Here is a 17,889-nt window from a genome sequence, read left to right on the forward strand (position 1 = left end):
CTCAGAACAGATCGCTGCGCGATTTCAGCAGGGTTTCAACGTCTTTATCGACCTTAATGTGGATTTCATGTTCGATTTTGACATTCATATTAATTGTAATCGGCTCCTTTGGCGCAGCGACTTCAATGCGCGGCGTACAGCCGGTCAGTAACGCGGCAACGGCAACGGTGAGCACACCAGCCATCTTTTTCATTGTTGTTCCTCACTTTCCTTGCCAGTCGAACTGCGGGGAGCAGGTATCGCCGCATGTTGCTCAAACCAGGTTTGCAGATTGTCCCCAAAGCGCAGGCTGCGCCAGAGGGTAAAGACATTCTCGTCATGGGTATAGTTCAGGTTGACGGAGCTGCTTTTGCCATCCACCCGGCTGGTCCCCTTGATGGTCGCCTGCATGGTTAATTCACCCAGATTATCTAAATTGATTTTCGTCCACGAACGCGAAATTTCCATATAGCGGAGCCAGTTAATCGCCGCGCCCGCCACCATATTATCTTTCACGATGGCGTCGGCCGTATCTTTGTCGATGCGCAGCGTCATTGGCCCCGGGTTGGTCAGCCAGCCATCTTTAATGATCCATTTTTCATTGTCCAGCCAGAACGGCAGCGCCCCGCTCACCGGCCCTGACATGGCAAACTGTTTCGGATTAACGGCGCTGATCAGCTCGCTCGAAGAGATATTGTCCACGCGCAGCAGGGCCGGATCGTGCTGAGGCATCCGCAGCTGCTGCATGGTGATCTTCCCGCCGAGGGTTTCCACCTTCACGTTGGTGAGAAGCAGCGGATTGTCCTCCGTCCAGGGATAATCCCCCTGTAGATCGGCGGTAATGTTGCGCGCGGTCACCAGGTTTTCCACTTCGCCTATGCGCAACGTGACCGGACCGCGCGTGCCGAGAGACCAGGTACCCTCGCTGAAGCGGAACGGCAGCACAAAATCGACGCCGTTAATCTGGTTATCCGGCATCCAGGCGCTGCCGGATTTCAGCACGCCGTGCCCACCGGCCTCAAAGCCCTGATCGGCCGCCGCCGAGAAGGCGACCTGCGCGTAAAGCTCCCCGTCGCGCAGCGTCATTTTCCAGTCCGGCGGGATCAGCGGCTGGAAGACGGTGAGCGACTGTTTTGGCCACCAGGCCTGCCCGCGAAGGCGCACGCCATCCCAGCGTCCGTTCACCTGTACCGGACCGATTTTGTCCGCATGGAGGTCGCCCTTGAACTGAAAAATGGTCGGGTCGGTGCCGTCGACGCTGAAGGTCAGGACCGAGGGCGGCAACGCGCTGCCGCCGGAGAAACGGGTTTGCCCGGCGTTGAGCGACAGCGCGCCGCTGAAGGCCGGTTTTTCGGGGTCACGCAGCCAACGCACCGGTTGATCCAGCACCAGACGCGGCTTGCTGACCTCCATCGTGCCGTACTGGAGCTTGTCAAAACCGGTGGAGAGCGCCGTCAGCTCAATAAGATTGTCGCGCCACTCGCCTTTCCCGGCGACATCCCAGCGGGCATGCATCGGCGTGAAACCGCCTTTCCCCCAGTAGCGCCACTGCCACAGGCCGTTATCAGGTAAAAAGTCGTTGGCCTGACCGTCCAGATGGAGTTCAAAATCGCCCATCTGGTTTTCATGGGCGCGCAGAATAGCCTGTAAACGACCGTCCACGCCCTTCTGCGTCAGCTTCACGCCCGCCAGCGGCCAGCGGATTTCATCGATATCGAGTGAGTCAATGATGCGCCCGCGCGAGCGGAGCAGCGCGCCCGGCTCAAAGGCCAGCTGCGGTTCATACAGGCTGCCGGTCAGCGTGGCGGGCAATTTGGCGTAAAGAATAAGATCGTTTTGCTTCGCCTCGCCGCTCAGATGCAGGGGCATGTCGCTGTTTTCCATGCTGAGTCTGCCGGGCCCAATGTTCAGTACCGCGTTGCCTTTCCCCGCGTCACCCTGGGTAAGCATATTCAGCCGTCCGGTCAGGGTGGTTTTATCCAGCCCCTGCTGCCAGTTGTCGGCGCGAAGGGACACCCGCCCGCTCAGCGGCATACCCGAGAGATCCCAGTTCCAGCGCCCGTCGCTGATGTTCAGCTGCTCCGCGGTGATCTGCCACGGCAGGTCAAGCAGCGGATCGGGATTATCCCGCGCCATCACCACCAGCTGACCCTGATTGTCTTCCCAGTCCAGATCGGCATCGACCAGAGACGTCAACTGTGGCACGTTAAAGGTCGCGACCGCGTGGCCCTTCACCGGCACGCCATCCGGTACCAGCGGCAAGGTAAACTCGCCCACCAGCTTAATCGGCTGCGGCTGGTCCGGGAGCTGGACATCGAACTGGCTGACCGAGAGCGTCTGACCGCGAAGCGTGCCTTTAATGCTGACCTGCTCGCCTTTATAGGCGATCTCCTGAATGGACGGCGTCAGCGACGCATGCAGCTCGCCCTGCCACTGCTGCCAGGGCGACAGCGTCAGACGGTGAACCGTGATCCAGGTATTGGGTAATACCGCCTGCCACTGTGCCAGCGTTTTGGGGGCGACCGTTGAGGGCGCAGACTGGGGAATTTTGCTCAGACAGACGGAGTTAAGATCCAGCGCGCCGATATCCAGCTTCCAGCGGCTCGGATGTGACAGCGTCACGTTATCGATGCGGGCAATTTCGCAGTCTTCAACCAGATAGCGAAGATCGGGGATCACCAGCGCGTGGCGGGTAAGTTTCGGACTCTCTTCGAAAGCGATGCGCGTCCCGACGGGCAGCCAGATCCCGACGAGCGTCGGTACCCACTGGGCGAGCGTCATCAGCAGCGTCAGCGGCAACAATATGAACAGCAGTAAAAGCGCAAGAGCGGCTTTGTATTTACCCTTCATGGGCAGTTAATATCCTGATTTAGCGAAAGATTTAAGCCGGCAGTGCCGATCATTGTCGCATGTTTAGCCAGTCAGTTGAAGGGAATGCCATTTTTAATGATAGATGCTCTAGAATAATTGATAGAACTTATTGAATTCAATAATATTTTAGAAATTGTAAGATAATTTTAATCATGCTAACGTGAATGCAAAATCACTGGAGAAAGTCTTATGAAACTCGCGGTATATAGCACAAAGCAGTACGACAAAAAGTATCTGCAACATGTTAACGAGGCTTACGGGTTTGAGCTTGAATTTTTCGACTTTCTGCTGTCCGAAAAAACCGCCAAAACGGCGCACGGCTGTGAAGGCGTCTGCATTTTTGTTAACGACGACGGCAGTCGTCCGGTGCTGGAAGAGTTGAAAAAACAGGGCGTGAAGTATATCGCCCTGCGCTGCGCGGGCTTTAATAACGTGGACCTCGACGCGGCGAAAGAGCTGGGTCTGAGGGTGGTGCGCGTCCCGGCGTACTCCCCGGAAGCGGTCGCGGAACATGCAATTGGCATGATGATGTCGCTCAACCGTCGTATTCACCGCGCTTATCAGCGTACCCGTGATGCCAACTTCTCTCTGGAAGGGCTGACCGGCTTTACCATGTACGGCAAAACCGCGGGCGTGATCGGCACCGGTAAAATCGGCGTCGCCGCCCTGCGCATTCTGAAAGGCTTCGGCATGCGTCTGCTGGCGTTCGATCCATACCCGAGCGCCGCTGCGCTGGAGCTGGGCGTGGAATACGTCGACCTGCCGACCCTGTTCTCCCAGTCTGACGTGATCTCCCTGCACTGCCCGCTGACGCCGGAGAACTACCACCTGCTTAACCAGGCGGCGTTTGACCAGATGAAAGATGGCGTGATGATCATCAACACCAGCCGCGGCGGGCTCGTTGACTCTCAGGCCGCTATCGAAGCGCTGAAAACCCAGAAAATTGGCGCGCTGGGAATGGACGTGTACGAGAACGAACGCGATCTGTTCTTTGAAGACAAGTCGAATGATGTGATCCAGGACGACGTGTTCCGCCGCCTGTCAGCCTGTCATAACGTGCTGTTTACCGGACACCAGGCGTTTCTGACTGCCGAAGCGCTGATCAGCATTTCAGAAACCACGCTGGGTAACCTGCAGCAGCTGGAAAAGGGCGAAGCGTGCCCTAACGAACTGGCGTAAGCGTGACGCCGGGTGGCGGCTATGCCCCACCCGGCGTACTGTCAGTTTCCCAGGTCCGGTGCGCAAAGCACCACCAGAGCAGGACGGCCACCAGCGCAATCGCGCTCAGAACACTGAATGCCGTGGCAAATGAGTAATGACCGGCAATCGTGCCGGTTAACGCTGGGCTCATGGATGCCCCAACCCCCTGCATCAGCATCACCACACTCTGCCCGGCATTGACGTGCCCGCTCCCGCGCAACAGCACCACGATAAACGACGGTACCGCGACGCCCAGGATCCCTGCGGCCAGCCCGTCGAGAATTTGTACCGGGATCATCATGAGCGGCGCGTCCGTAGACGCCGCCAGCGCTGCGCGCACCGGCATCACCAGCAGCGCCAGCATAATTAAGCGCCAGTAGCCGTAGCGGTCTATTCGGTGGGCGACCCAGATGGCAACGGGGATCATCACGGCCTGAGAGATGATAACGGTGCCCGCCGCGTACAAACCGGGGTTGATCGAGGCGGGCGCGGCGGCCACCCTCATGCTCAGCATCGGCAGCAGCGCGGCGTTCGCCAGGTGAAACAGCAGCAGCGTCAGTCCGGTCACTAACAGCGCCCGGTTTTTAATCAGCACGGCAAAGCCGGGAACCGGCAGGCTCGCTGAAGAAGAGAGCCCCCTCGCCGCGTCGTTATCGATATCCCCGTTGCGAATGGCAAGCAGCGCACAGAGCGTTAACAGCGTCGTACAGGTCATCAGCAGGAAAATCCCGCCGACGCCCCAGTACCACGCAATGCCCCCTGCAATCAGTGCGGTAACAAAGTTGCCGCCGTGATTGAACGCCTCATTTTTGCCCATCTGCGCGCTGAACCCGCTCTGGCCGGTCAGCCCCAGGGTAATCCCGGCGATCAGCGGCCCAACAAACGCCGCGCAGATGCCGGAGACAATTTGCGAAACGGCGACAACAGCGCTCTGCTGGCTAAACCAGAGCAGGAGCGTGCTAAGGGTGATGAGCAGGCACACCAGCGCCAGCACGGTCCGCTTGCTGCGTGAGGTGTCGGTGATGAATCCCGCCGGCAGCGTGGCCAGTAATCCCGCCAGCCCACCGGCCGTCATCAGGATGCCGATATCATCGGGAGCCCAGTGGCGTTCGGTCAGAAAAATACCGAGAAAAGGACCGAGGCCATCGCGGACATCCGCGATGAAAAAACTTGTCAGGCATAATGCCCGCAGCGAACGAAGAGACATACTTCCTGCCTTTGTCTGTTATCGCCTGTAAAAAAGGAAATGTAGTATAGCGGGTATTTTTTAAAATCAGATGACGTCTTAAAAAATATGCCTTGCGAACTTAAACAATTCATAACGGAGGCTTTTTTTTCGCTTTACTCATTATCGACCCTGACTATACTGGCAATAAATTTTCACAGGAGTCCTTCGTTGGAAAGTTATTTTATTGTTGATACGAAGGTAAGCTAGCGCGATTTCCTCGCTGCTTACCTGAAACGGTGGGCAGCAATCCTCTTTAAGCGATTGTATCCCGAAATAGTAAAACCACTCAATTTGTGGGGCATCGCATGTTCATGTTTACACATTCACTCTTTCCGCCACCGTCGTCCTGACACGTTTAGCATTTAAACGGCGTTATGATGTGCTTAGCAAAGCACTGACGCTTATTATTTAATAACGTTAACAGGCGACAGGCTGATGTTCCCTTATATCTCTCATCTGCTCGCAGCGATGCTGCTGGGCGCAATTATTGGCGCGGAAAGACAGTGGCGCCAGCGTATGGCCGGACTTCGTACCAATGCACTGGTTGCCACGGGTGCGGCAGTGTTCATTTTAAGTTCGGTATCGACTTCTCCTGATAGCCCGGGGCGTATCGCAGCGCAGATCGTCTCCGGAATCGGCTTTCTTGGCGCTGGCGTCATTATGCGTGAAGGAATGAATATTCGTGGTTTAAACACCGCCGCAACGCTGTGGTGCTCGGCCGGAATTGGCGTGCTATGCGGATTAGGCCAGTTCTGGAATGCCGCCATGGCCAGCCTAATTATTCTCTGCGCTAACATATTGCTTCGCGAAGCCGCGCAGCGAATTAATCAACTGCCTGTGCTCCATGAAGGCGAAAAATGCTATGTACTTAAAATCACCTGCAATGATGAGCATGAAGATGCGGTGCGGCAGAGCGTCGTAAATATGGCGAAAGAGTTGACGTTAAGTCTGAAAGCGATTTATTCCGCTACGGCGCAAGCAGAAGGTAAAACTGAAATTCGGGCGGAAGTGATGACCCGGGAGGAATACCGAAAATTACTCGATCTGATTATGGGGAATATGGGCGGGAATAAAATTATCGCGTCCGTCAGCTGTCACGCAATATGAACAAGGTACCGGGCCTTGCGCCCGGTTGAGGCTTTGGCGTTTTGCAGAAAACGGACCGTGACGCGGAGAGATTCATCCCCGAATGCCCCTGTTCGTTGTCACGCCACGTTGACGAGATCAGGGCAGGTTCGACTGTACGCCTATCACATAACCGAAATTTGTCCCCGTTATGACAGCTTGCTCTCTGTTTTCCTGAAATTAACGGTCTACCCTGAATTGTGTGAAAAACACTCAGGAGGGACAAATGTATAACTCAATTTTGGTTCCAATTGACATTTCAGAGGATAGCCTGACGCACATGGTTATCCCCTTCGTTCAGGCACATACAGCACTTAACACAGCTAAAGTTCACTTTCTTACCGTCATTCCATCGCTTCCGTATTATTCATCATTAGGCCTGGCCTATTCGGTTGAAATGCCGAAGCTGAAAGAGTTCCAGCACGCGGCCTTAGCGAAGCTGGATGAAATCGTTAAGCAATTCAAAATTCCTCCAGACAAGATACAGACTCACGCCGTGACGGGCTCTCCAAAAGATCAAATCCTTAAGCTCGCTGACACGATCGATGCCGACCTGATTATCATCGCTTCCCACAAACCTGACATATCGACGTATCTGTTGGGTTCGAACGCTGCGGCAGTGGTTCGGCATGCGAAATGCCCTGTCCTGGTCGTAAGATAGAAAGCGGCGTTTACGATCGTGGATACGAACGGAGAGCGGATAACAAAAACCGGGCGAGAAGCCCGGTTTTTCATTTGCGCTTTCCTGAGTGAAAACGCGATTTAGAGATTTACTCTGTTGGCGTTTAAATTTAAGTCCGTAATGGCGGCCGGTTTTCCAAGCAGGTAGCCCTGAACTTCATCACATTTATTTTTTTTCAGAAAAGACAGCTGTTCGACGGTCTCCACCCCTTCTGCGGTTACCGCCATGGAATAGGCTTTTCCCAGGTCGATAATTTTCTCCACGACTGACTGGTTCTGCGGCGAGTCACCGAGGGTAAAAATAAAGCTCTTGTCGAGCTTAAGCCCGTCAAACTGAAACTTCCGCAGATAGCTCAGAGAGGCATAGCCGGTACCGAAATCGTCAATCAGAATGCGGACGCCCATTCTTTTGAGAGACTTCATGGTCTGCAAGGTTTTTTCCGGGTCGGAAAGCGTAACGTTTTCAGTGACTTCAATTTCCAGCCGGTTGGATTCAAGCCCCGTTTCGTGAAGGATCTCTTTTATTCTTTCGGCAAGATCGCTTGCCTGGAATTCGATAGCAGAAATATTGACGGAGACCGATAATCCCGGCAATTTGTCTTTCGTCTCCGTACAGGCTTTGCGTATGACCCAGTTGCTCAGGCTAATAATCAGCCCGGTTTCTTCTGCCAGCGGGATAAACTGATCGGGCATTATGGTCCCCCGAGCCGGGTGCTGCCAGCGTACCAGCGCTTCGACGGCCTCAATTTTAGAATACCGGAGGTTATAACGCGGCTGGTAAACCAGGTAGAGCTGTTCTTCGCGAATCGCGGTCTTGAGTTCTAATTCCAGTTTCCTGCGTTCGGTCAACTTTTCCGACATATCCGGGCGATAATAGACCCATCGGTTTCTGCCGGATTGTTTCGCCTGATACAGCGCAATATCCGCGTAGCGTAGAAGATCGTTTGCGCTGCTGCTATCCCGGGGAGCCAGCGCAATGCCCATGCTTACGCCTATCGCCACATCATTGCCCTCAATGGCGAAAGGACGGTTAAGTTCTTGCACGATACGACGACACACCTCCTCAATCTGGTCTTGCTGGCTGGTGTTGCCGAGGAGCAGCATAAATTCATCCCCTCCCTGCCGTGCGACAAAATCACCCCGACGAACGCAATTTTTAAGACGTGAAGCGACCTCGCCAAGCAGGGCATCGCCGGTGGAGTGCCCGAAAATATCATTGACGGGTTTAAACTTGTCTAAATCAAGGCAAATCATGGCAAACGGATAACGGTTAAGGTCTTCTTTCGCCAACTGGCCTGCCAGAAATTCCTTAATATGATACCGGTTCGGCAGACCGGTTAATTCATCATGGCGTGACAGGAACTCCACGCGTTTTGTTGCTTCTACTTCCTGAGAGACGTCGGTTGCCGCGCCTCGCAACACCACCGTTCCATCAGGCTGAGCAGAAAACTTTGCCAGAAGCGTGCAATATGACGTGTTTTTTTGCGCGTGAGTATAAGGACAGTTTTTAAATTCAAAGCGTTCGGTTAAATCCCGCTGCCCGGCGCAGTCATGTGATAATCCGCCTGTCGCCGGAAAGAGTTCATCCAACCTGCGGCCTATCCATTTGCTATTTTCATATCCCGTTATTGTAGAAAAACGACCCGATAGCCACGTTATCCTTAACGATAAATCTGTTTCCCAGAACCAGTCGCTGGTTGTTTCACTGACGTCCCGGAATCTTTTTTCACTCGTAATAAGATTCAACCGCGCCTGCTCAAGGAGAAACGTATTTTCGTCAAGCATTCTCGCCTTGTGCATAATATGGCGCATCAATATAACCGTCATCGATACCGTCAGAACGACGGAGAGAATGAGTAATGGCAAAAAATAAATTATTAACGCCTGGCCGGGATTTTCACCGTCCCAGATAATTTTCACATCTCCATTCTGTGTGCTTAAGGTAAATTCCGTCTGATTATTTATTTGAGAAGTGGCTGTATCAGGTGAAGTACGAACGTTCTGGATGCCGTCATCCTGCCCAATCGTGAGGAGTTTTTTAGCCGTTAACTTGTCTATAAACACCATTGTCGACGGTTTTCCGGGCATGGTTTGCACGCTCGCATCATCGCCCGTCGTTATCCATTGCGCAGAAACAATGGCCGGCACGGAATCGATAAGCGCTAGCACAGAAACCGGCACTCCCTTTTTTATACTCAACTCATGGAGTAAACGGTCTTTGGTTGATTTGTCTAACCAGCTCTCCAGCTCCTGCAGCTTCAGTTTCCCGTCAACGACGCTGTATCGCGTACTCCCTTCTGGAGAGAGAACAAACACCCCTTCGTAGCCAAAGTTGTCATACAGGGACTTACCCAGGTTCTGCTTATCCCATGCCCAGTGAACGTCATTGTTCAGATGAAGATGTTTGTAGGCATCTCCCCACTCGGCATTATCTTTCAAATGACTTCGCATGCTCTCCTGGCGGGTCTCCAGGGCTTTCCTTAACAAAAATTCATCGTGCTTGTCGCTGATTTCATTCACATTATCTTTTATTATTAGCAGGGAAATTATTGCCGCAATAAAAATACTTATCAACAACGTTACAATATAGGTAAAGGTTTTATTTATCAGGCCTTTAGAAGGCTCGGTGTCCGTGAAGCCCGGATTGTTCAGAGGTAGGGTCATCTTTCGCCTTCTTAACTGCTACTGCGTCGATTTTTATGCCACTTTCATTTATCGGCACAAAATAACAAAAATTTATAGCTAAAAATCCGAAGCTAAAGATTTTTATTTTTACAATCCAGAACAAACTATTAACCATTAATTGATTTAAAGCCTAATCTTGGCTAATTAAATATACTGTTCGAAGTAAGTTTTAATCTCACCTGTTTTATTTATAAAGAAAACATATTAAAACAGTTTTTGCAGAAGACGTTACAAGCACGTTGGAGCCTATAAAAAAACCGGGCGTAAAGCCCGGTTCTTTTTTCTGACGAGACTGGCTCTATTCGCTCAACCCGCGATTTTCCAGCATCGGTTCAATCTTCGGATCGTGCCCGCGCCACTGCCGATAAAGTTCTGCCAGATCCGTGCTGTTACCACGGGACAAAATCGCCTCGCGGAATATTTGCCCGTTTTCACGAGTCAGGCCGCCCTGTTCGACAAACCACTGATAGCCATCGTCCGCCAGCATTTGCGTCCACAGGTAGGCGTAATATCCCGCCGCGTAGCCGCCGCCGAAAATATGGGCAAAATAGCTGCTGCGATAGCGCGGCGGTACGGCGGGCAGATCCAGCCCCTCTTTTTTCAGTGCTGCCGCTTCAAACGCGTCTACGCTCGAAACGGCTTCGCTAATCCCGTGCCAGTTCATGTCCAGCAGCGCGGCAGCCAGCAGCTCCGTCATGTCATAACCCTTGTTGAAATGGGTCGCGTTGAGCATGCTTTCCCGCAGCGCGTCCGGCATCGGTTCACCGGTTTCGTAATGGCGGGCGTAGTGGGTAAATACCTGTGGATGGCTGGCCCAGTGTTCGTTGATCTGCGACGGGAATTCAACGAAATCGCGCGGCGTATTGGTCCCGGAGAGCGTGGCGAAACGCTGGCTGGCAAACAGACCGTGCAGCGTATGGCCAAACTCGTGGAACAGGGTGATCACGTCATCCCAGGAGAGAAGCGCAACGCCGCCGTTAGCCGGTTTTTGGTAATTACAGACGTTGTAGATCACCGGACGGGCAGCAAGCTCGAAGGATTGCTCGACGAAATTCCCCATCCAGGCCCCGCCCTGCTTGGAATCGCGGGCAAAGAAGTCGCCGTAAAATAGCGCCATGCCCTCACCGGTGTGGTCGAAAATTTCCCAGACGCGGACGTCCGGGTGATACACCGGAATATCGAAACGCTCCACAAAGCGGATGCCAAACAGCTGGCTTGCGGCCCAGAATACGCCGTCGTGCAAAACGGTATTGAGCGCAAAATAGGGTTTGATTTGCGATTCATCGAGGGCATATTTTGCCTGACGCACGCGCTCGGCATAAAAGGCCCAGTCCCAGGCCTGTACGGTGAAACCGCCCTGCTCGTCATCAATCACTTTCTGAATATCGGCCTGCTCGCGCTCTGCCCGGGCGCGGGCGGCGGGCACAATGCCGCGCATAAATTCCAGCGCGGCGTCCGGGGTTTTCGCCATCTGGTCGGCGATACTCCAGCTGGCGTAATCGTCAAATCCCAGCAGGCGGGCCTGCCGGGCGCGCAGCGCCGTAAGGCGGAGGATCAGCTCGCGAGTGTCGTTTTCATCCCCTTTCTGGGTGCGCGTCCAGCCTGCGTTGAACAGATTTTCACGGGTCTGACGATTGCGCAGCGCGGAAAGCGCGGGCTGCTGAGTTGTGTTCAGAAGCGGGATCAGCCAGCGGTCGTTTAACCCTCGATCCGCGGCAGCCTGCGCCGCGTCGGCGATCTCGCTGGCGCTGAGCCCGTCAAGCTGGTGCGCGTAATCCACCACCAGCCCACCCGTTTTATCGGCAGCCAGCAGACGCTGATTGAACTGGCTGGTCAGGGTCGCCGCCTCGGTATTCAGCGCCTTCAGCTCGGCTTTTTCCGTTTCATTGAGACGCGCGCCGGCCAGAATAAACTGCTGATACGTCTCCTCGACCAGCCGACGGGATTCGGCGTCCAGCGCGGCACGGTCCTGCCAGACGCTCTCCACGCGGGCGAAAAGGGTGTCATTCAGCCAGATGTCGTTTGCCAGCGCGGCAAGCTCGGTGGAGAACTGCTCCTCAAGCTCCTGCAGGTACGCATTGGTGTGTGCGGAGGTCATAGCGAAGAACACGCTGCTGACGCGCGAGAGCAAAGCGCCGCTTTTCTCCAGCGCCAGCACGGTGTTGGTGAAGTCCGGCGCAGCGGTTTGGAACACAATGGCGTCTACGTCCGCCCGCTTCTGGCGAAGCGCTTCATCGAAGGCCGGGCGATAGTGGCTATCGTTGATTTCATCAAAATGGGGGGCCTGGTAAGGCAGCAGGCTGATGTCAAAAAAGGGATTTGCGGCCGTCATCTTTCGCTCCTGAGTACGGGTATCTTCCCAGAGTAGGCCAGGCCGCCATCCCCTGCAACGCCGTCATACAAATGTTGCCTTAACGCACCCTCTGCGGCCGTGCTATGTTAGTACAACACAAAAAGCGTTGAGGAACAGTGAGATGATTATTTTAGTTACCGGGGCAACGGCAGGTTTTGGTGAAAGCATCACGCGTCGCTTCGTCGCCAACGGGCACAAGGTTATTGCCACGGGCCGTCGTCAGGAGCGCCTTCAGGAGCTGAAGGACGAATTAGGCGACAGCATCCTGACCGCGCAGCTGGACGTGCGTAACCGCGCGGCCATTGAAGAGATGATTGCCAACCTGCCCGCCGAGTGGCGCGCCATCGACGTGCTGGTTAACAATGCCGGTCTGGCGCTGGGCATGGAGCCCGCCCACAAAGCCAGCGTGGAAGACTGGGAAAACATGATCGACACCAACAACAAAGGGCTGGTCTATATGACCCGCGCGGTGCTGCCGGGCATGGTCGAGCGCAACCGCGGCCACATTATCAACATCGGCTCCACCGCAGGAAGCTGGCCTTACGCGGGCGGCAACGTCTATGGCGCGACGAAAGCGTTTGTGCGCCAGTTCAGCCTTAACCTGCGTACCGACCTGCACGGCACCGCCATTCGCGTTACCGATATCGAGCCGGGCCTGGTGGGCGGCACCGAGTTTTCCAACGTGCGTTTCAAAGGCGATGACGCGAAAGCGGGCAAAACCTACGAAAATGCGAACGCGCTGACGCCGGAAGATGTGACCGAAACGGTCTGGTGGGTGGCGACGCTGCCAAAACACGTCAACATCAATACCGTGGAAATGATGCCCGTCAGCCAGAGTTTTGCCGGACTTAGCGTCCATCGTGGCTAACTCTGCCCTTCCCGGCCTGCGGGCCGGGTCTGTTTCGGGTTATAAAAGAATGGTAGTATGTTCAGGCTAACTCTCTGAGAAATGACAACTCATGGCCGCTGAATCGCAACTCAACCCCACCCAGCCCGTTAACCAGCAAATCTATCGCATTTTGCGACGTGATATTGTCCATTGCCTGATCCCACCGGGAACGCCGCTTTCTGAAAAAGAGGTCTCCGTGCGTTTTGACGTTTCCCGTCAGCCGGTACGTGAAGCCTTTATTAAGCTTGCTGAGAACGGACTGATTCAGATCCGCCCGCAGCGCGGCAGCTACGTGAACAAAATTTCACTCTCTCAGGTACGCAACGGCTGTTTCGTTCGCCAGGCCATTGAATGCGCGGTGGCGCGCCGCGCCGCAACGCTTATCAACGACAACCAGTGTTACCAGCTGGAGAAGAACCTGCACCAGCAGCGTATTGCGATTGACCGTAAGCAGCTCAATGATTTCTTCCAGCTTGATGATGAATTCCACCAGAAGCTGGCGCAGATCGCGGATTGTCAGCTGGCCTGGGACACCATCGAGAACATCAAGGCCACCATTGACCGCGTGCGCTATATGAGCCTCGATCACGTCTCCCCGCCGGAAATGCTGCTCCGACAGCATCATGATATTTTCAGCGCGCTGGAAAAACGCGACCCGGATGGTGTGGAAAAAGCGATGACGCTGCATCTGCAGGAAATTAGCGAATCCGTGCAGCTTATTCGTCAGGAAAATAGCGAGTGGTTTAGCGAAGAGTAATATGCGCCGCCCCTTTCGGGTGCGGCGAGGTGATTAGCGAACGACTAACACCGGGATCGTGGCGTAGCGCAGAATAGATTCCGCATTTGAACCCAGCAGATGCGTGGAGATGCTCGGATTTTTCGACCCGATGACAATCGCATCATATTTCCCCTCCTTGCTCAGCTTGATAATTTCATCCCGGACGTTGCCAAAACGCACCATGCTGTGAATATTCTCAGGGGCAATATCGAACAGTCTTTTTAACTCGTTCATTTTCTTGCCGGATTCTGCGGTCATATACTCTTCAAACTTTTTTATATCGGCGTTGAAACCGCGCAGCAGAGACCGGCTGCTGGCAGGCAGAATATTGACCAGGGTGATCGACGCGCCCTCAGCCTTCGCAAGGCTTGCCGCGTGGCGAACCGCTTTGTCGCTCAAATCCATTTCAAAAACGTCTACAGGCATCAAAATGTTCTTATACATAAGCCTGACTCCTTATTCCAATGAAAGGGTTATTTCCTGCACACAGGATGACATCCGGAATATAAACCAACCCTCAACGCTTCCCTGTCGAAACTATCAATTAATGAAAATAACGGTCCACTTTGTAAATTACCGTCCTGAACCGTCAGCTCCCGACGAAATAAAGAAAAAAGTGTGAGTTTGATCAAAAACAAAAACATGAAGCGCGGACAGGCGTATTTATATGCCCCGTGAACGGCATAACCCGAAATAGCGCCGTAACGAACAGGTTAGAGAGGAGAAAATACCATGATGACATACGACCGTAACCGCAATGCAATCACCACCGGCAGCCGCGTCATGATTAGCGGCACGGGCAAAACTGGCGTGATTAAAGCGATCCACAGCGACGGGCTGGATGCCGCGCAGGTGCGCCGCAGCAAAACGGTTGAAGTGGAAGGATGCGAAGGTAAGTTCGAACCGATTGAGCTGATTCGCCTGGGGATGCACTAAGCTGTGCGCAGACATGCCGCCGCGCACGGCGGCATGTGCTGAACTACCGTTGAGACGCGTACTGCGCGACGGTCGCTTTCGCGCCCTGTTGCAGCAACGACCGGTACGCGGCCATCACCGCAGCCACAAAGCGCGGCTCCTGCGGTAACTCGTTACCAAAGATGGCCTCAATGCCGAGCAGCGCATTGACCCGGCTTTCGCCTTCCGCACTTTCGTTCACCGCCGCCTGAATCACCGCCAGCTGCGGATCGCTCACGTCGATGGCGTTACCCTGCTCGTCCACGCCGCCGACATAACGCATCCAGCCAGCCACCCCCAGCGCCAGCAGCGGGAAAGGTTTCTGGTGCACCAGGTGCCAGCGCACGGAGTCCAGCATACGCTGCGGGAGCTTCTGGCTGCCGTCCATCGCGATTTGCCATGTCCTGTGGTGCAGGGCCGGGTTGCTGTAGCGAGCTATCAGGAGATCGGCATAGCGACCTAAATCAACGCCCTTCACTTTCAGCGTGGGCGCCTGCTCGTTAAGCATCAGCGCGCGCGCGGCGAAGCGGTAGTTCTCATCTTCCATACAGTCGTTGATATGCGGGTAACCGGCCAGATAGCCCAGGTACGCCAGGAACGAGTGGCTGCCGTTGAGCATGCGCAGCTTCATCTCTTCAAACGGGATCACGTCTGACACCAGCTCGGCTCCGGCCTTTTCCCACTCTGGACGTCCTGCCACAAAGTTATCTTCGATCACCCACTGGCGGAACGGTTCACAGGCGACTGCCGCCGGGTCACGCACGCCGGTCAGCTGCTCAATTTTATCCAGCGTATCGGGCGTAACCGCCGGCACGATACGATCCACCATGGTTGACGGGAAGGTGACGTTAGCCTCGATCCAGTCCGCCAGCTCGCCGTCTACGGCCCGGGCGTACGCGCAGGTCACATTGCGCATCACGTGTCCGTTCTCCGGCATGTTGTCGCAGGACATCACGCTAAACGCGGGCAGACCCGCCGCTTTGCGACGCGCCAGCGCTTCCACCACCACGCCCGGCGCGGATTTCGGCTGGTGCGGGTTTTGCAGGTCGGCGACGATAAACGGGTGATCGAGCATCAGTTGTCCTGTCGCCGGTGAATGGCAGTACCCTTTCTCGGTGATGGTCAGCGAGACAATCGCCACCTGCGGTTCGCACATCGCCGCCAGCACGCTTTCCAGCCCGTCAACCTGCGCATGCAGCGCTTTTTTAACCACGCCAACCACGCGGGATGTCCATGCGTCGGCAGACATCTCCGCCACGGTATAAAGATTATCCTGCGCGTTCAGATCGGCAATCTGCTGCTCGCCGCCAATCAGGTTAACCTCACAGTAGCCCCAGTCGCTGCCGTGCTCAGCCGCGAGAATGTCGGCGTACACCGCCTGATGCGCCCGGTGAAAGGCGCCAAAACCCAAATGAACAACCCGTGGTTGAAGGCTGTCGCGATCGTACTGAGGCAGCGTCGCGTTGGCCTGTAATAAGGTGTTTTCCATGATTAAGACTCGTTAATTAGAAAGTCGTGGACCGCTGCCGCTCCTCTGAAGCGGCGGCGCCTGCTGACTACACCAACTAGAATGGCAGTTGGGGTAAAAAAATAACTGCCATCAACCATACTGATACTGCCATTTGAGATTTTGATTTATATTAACTTTTGCTCATGTGGTGTGACATAAAGATAAAGTTATGTGACAGGTCACGTAAGTTATAAACCATTAGCGTCGCGAGGAGACCGCGCCGTAACCCACACTCTCCTCTGGCGCGGACTCCGCTGCGTCTTGCGCCGCGCTCAAATCACGGTCGCGCACTTCGGGCATCAGGATCGCCGAGACCAGCCCAATCACGGAATAGGCCACCAGCATGGCGACAATCGGCCACCAGGAGCCGGTCATGTTGCAGAAGATCCCCGCCAGCACCGGACCAAAGCCCACCGCCACCAGCCCGCCCGCCTCTTTCGAGATAGCCATACGGGTAAAGCGATTTCGCGAGCCAAACATCTCCGCCATGGTGATATTTTCCAGCGCAAACAGCCCCAGTACGGCGAAGTTATGGATAACGATGATAGAGAGCATAATTGTCCCCGGCGCATAGCTCTTATCGACGATGATCGACAGCATCGGATACGCGAGAAGAATGGCGGAGATATTGAGGATAATGTACGGCAGACGGCGCCCTACTTTATCGGAAAGCCAGCCCAGCAGCGGAATGGAGATAAACCCGAGAATGGAGCTTACCATCAGCGCATCGGTCGGGATGGCTTTATCGAACAGCAGCGTCTGGACCAGATACCCGGCGAGGAACGTCTGGATCAGACCCGAGTTGCCCGCCTGACCGAAACGCAGGCCGGTCGCCAGCCAGAAGGATTTACTTTTCACCATTGAACCCAGCGAGGTGTCCGGCTGTACGGTTTGGGCATCGTTCACTTTCTCAAAGACCGGGCTCTCTTTCAGGTTCATTCGCAGCCAGATGGCGAAAATCATCACCACGACGCTGGCGAGGAACGGCACGCGCCAGCCCCAGGCAATCAGCTCTTCACGGTCGAGGGCAAAGAACATCACTGCCCAGATCGCCGTGGCGCTCAGCGTTCCGCAGTTAGTGCCCATCGCCACCAGCGAGGAGATAATGCCGCGTTTCCCTTTCGGCGCGTACTCCGCCAGCATGGTCCCGGCCCCGGAAATCTCAGCCCCGGCCCCCAGGCCCTGGATGATACGCAGCGTTACCAGCAGAACGGGAGCAAAAATCCCGATCTGCGCGTAGGTCGGCAGGACGCCAATCAGCGTGGTGCAGATCCCCATCATGGTGATGGTGATAAACAGCACCTTCTTACGACCAATGCTGTCGCCCATCCTTCCAAAGATAAAGGCGCCGACAATGCGTGCGATATAGCCTGCGCCGTAGGTTCCCATCGCGAGGATCAGCGCCATCGCGGCTGACTGTTCCGGGAAGAAGATCTCGTGAAAGACCAGGGCTGCCCCCAGCGAGTAAAGCTGAAAGTCCATAAACTCCAGGGCGGTGCCCAGCCAGCCGGAAACGGCGGCTTTCACCAGGTCGGAGGTGGTTCTTTGAGGTTGTGCTTGCGTCATAATGGCTATCTCTGAAGGGTAAGATGCGTACCACATAGAGCCTGTCTGCGCAGGCTCTTAACCGCGTATA

14 protein-coding genes are annotated in these 17,889 nt (G+C 54.9%); 6 read left to right on the forward strand and 8 right to left on the reverse strand.

Annotated elements, in window-relative coordinates; all coding sequences use genetic code 11:
* Position 1: 1 nt before the first annotated feature.
* Together M2422_RS04355 and M2422_RS04360 are read right to left on the reverse strand one after the other, a co-directional pair.
* Entirely contained in the window at positions 2 to 193 is a 192-nt protein-coding gene (locus tag M2422_RS04355) for a YnbE family lipoprotein (RefSeq protein ID WP_014169918.1), read from the reverse strand.
* A complete protein-coding gene (locus tag M2422_RS04360) occupies positions 190 to 2,829 on the reverse strand; it encodes a YdbH family protein (RefSeq protein ID WP_064672418.1) in 2,640 nt (879 codons plus the stop codon). The genes M2422_RS04355 and M2422_RS04360 overlap by 4 nt, the downstream gene beginning before the upstream one ends.
* 210 nt (positions 2,830 to 3,039) lie before the next feature.
* Here M2422_RS04360 and M2422_RS04365 point away from each other — a divergent pair, with 210 nt between their 5' ends.
* Positions 3,040 to 4,029 (forward strand): 2-hydroxyacid dehydrogenase, encoded by a 990-nt coding sequence (locus M2422_RS04365; RefSeq protein WP_058840686.1) that lies wholly within the window; start codon positions 3,040 to 3,042, stop codon positions 4,027 to 4,029.
* 19 nt (positions 4,030 to 4,048) lie between these two features.
* On the opposite strand, the gene M2422_RS04370 is transcribed toward M2422_RS04365, so the two are convergent.
* Entirely contained in the window at positions 4,049 to 5,257 is a 1,209-nt protein-coding gene (locus M2422_RS04370) for an MFS transporter (protein WP_064672417.1), read from the reverse strand.
* Positions 5,258 to 5,713: 456 nt separating this feature from the next.
* Here M2422_RS04370 and M2422_RS04375 point away from each other — a divergent pair, with 456 nt between their 5' ends.
* Entirely contained in the window at positions 5,714 to 6,385 is a 672-nt protein-coding gene (locus M2422_RS04375) for an MgtC family protein (protein WP_033145409.1), read from the forward strand.
* Positions 6,386 to 6,629: 244 nt separating this feature from the next.
* Positions 6,630 to 7,064, forward strand: a complete 435-nt coding sequence (uspF, locus tag M2422_RS04380; protein WP_023292544.1) for a universal stress protein UspF — start codon at positions 6,630 to 6,632, stop codon at positions 7,062 to 7,064.
* A gap of 101 nt (positions 7,065 to 7,165) precedes the next feature.
* Here the strand turns inward: uspF and M2422_RS04385 are convergent, their stop codons facing one another.
* Together M2422_RS04385 and dcp are read right to left on the reverse strand one after the other, a co-directional pair.
* A complete protein-coding gene (locus M2422_RS04385; RefSeq protein ID WP_064672416.1) occupies positions 7,166 to 9,748 on the reverse strand; it encodes an EAL domain-containing protein in 2,583 nt (860 codons plus the stop codon).
* Between the two features lie 319 nt (positions 9,749 to 10,067).
* On the reverse strand, positions 10,068 to 12,101 hold the full coding sequence (gene dcp / locus M2422_RS04390) for a peptidyl-dipeptidase Dcp (protein ID WP_064672415.1): 2,034 nt from the start codon (positions 12,099 to 12,101) through the stop codon (positions 10,068 to 10,070).
* 142 nt (positions 12,102 to 12,243) lie between these two features.
* Between dcp and ydfG the strand changes: the two genes are divergently transcribed.
* The gene (gene ydfG, locus M2422_RS04395; protein ID WP_023311558.1) at positions 12,244 to 12,990 is read left to right on the forward strand and encodes a bifunctional NADP-dependent 3-hydroxy acid dehydrogenase/3-hydroxypropionate dehydrogenase YdfG; all 747 of its coding nucleotides are present in this window, start codon (positions 12,244 to 12,246) and stop codon (positions 12,988 to 12,990) included.
* A gap of 91 nt (positions 12,991 to 13,081) precedes the next feature.
* Positions 13,082 to 13,768 carry a GntR family transcriptional regulator gene (locus tag M2422_RS04400; protein WP_058840691.1) on the forward strand — a complete coding sequence of 229 codons (687 nt, stop codon included), beginning with the start codon at positions 13,082 to 13,084 and terminating at the stop codon, positions 13,766 to 13,768.
* Positions 13,769 to 13,801: 33 nt separating this feature from the next.
* Here the strand turns inward: M2422_RS04400 and M2422_RS04405 are convergent, their stop codons facing one another.
* Complete coding sequence (locus tag M2422_RS04405; RefSeq protein WP_033145406.1) at positions 13,802 to 14,233, reverse strand: universal stress protein; 432 nt, start codon at positions 14,231 to 14,233, stop codon at positions 13,802 to 13,804.
* Positions 14,234 to 14,521: 288 nt separating this feature from the next.
* Here M2422_RS04405 and ydfZ point away from each other — a divergent pair, with 288 nt between their 5' ends.
* A complete protein-coding gene (ydfZ, locus tag M2422_RS04410; RefSeq protein ID WP_014883679.1) occupies positions 14,522 to 14,725 on the forward strand; it encodes a putative selenium delivery protein YdfZ in 204 nt (67 codons plus the stop codon).
* Positions 14,726 to 14,768: 43 nt separating this feature from the next.
* On the opposite strand, the gene M2422_RS04415 is transcribed toward ydfZ, so the two are convergent.
* Positions 14,769 to 16,232: a mannitol dehydrogenase family protein gene (locus tag M2422_RS04415; protein ID WP_064672414.1), complete on the reverse strand. Its 1,464-nt coding sequence runs from the start codon at positions 16,230 to 16,232 to the stop codon at positions 14,769 to 14,771.
* 219 nt (positions 16,233 to 16,451) lie between these two features.
* Positions 16,452 to 17,819: an MFS transporter gene (locus M2422_RS04420; protein ID WP_064672413.1), complete on the reverse strand. Its 1,368-nt coding sequence runs from the start codon at positions 17,817 to 17,819 to the stop codon at positions 16,452 to 16,454.
* Positions 17,820 to 17,889: the final 70 nt, after the last annotated feature.

The sequence above is a fragment of the Enterobacter sp. SLBN-59 genome, assembly GCF_024807915.1.
In the GTDB taxonomy this organism is placed as follows: Bacteria; Pseudomonadota; Gammaproteobacteria; order Enterobacterales; family Enterobacteriaceae; genus Enterobacter; species Enterobacter asburiae_B.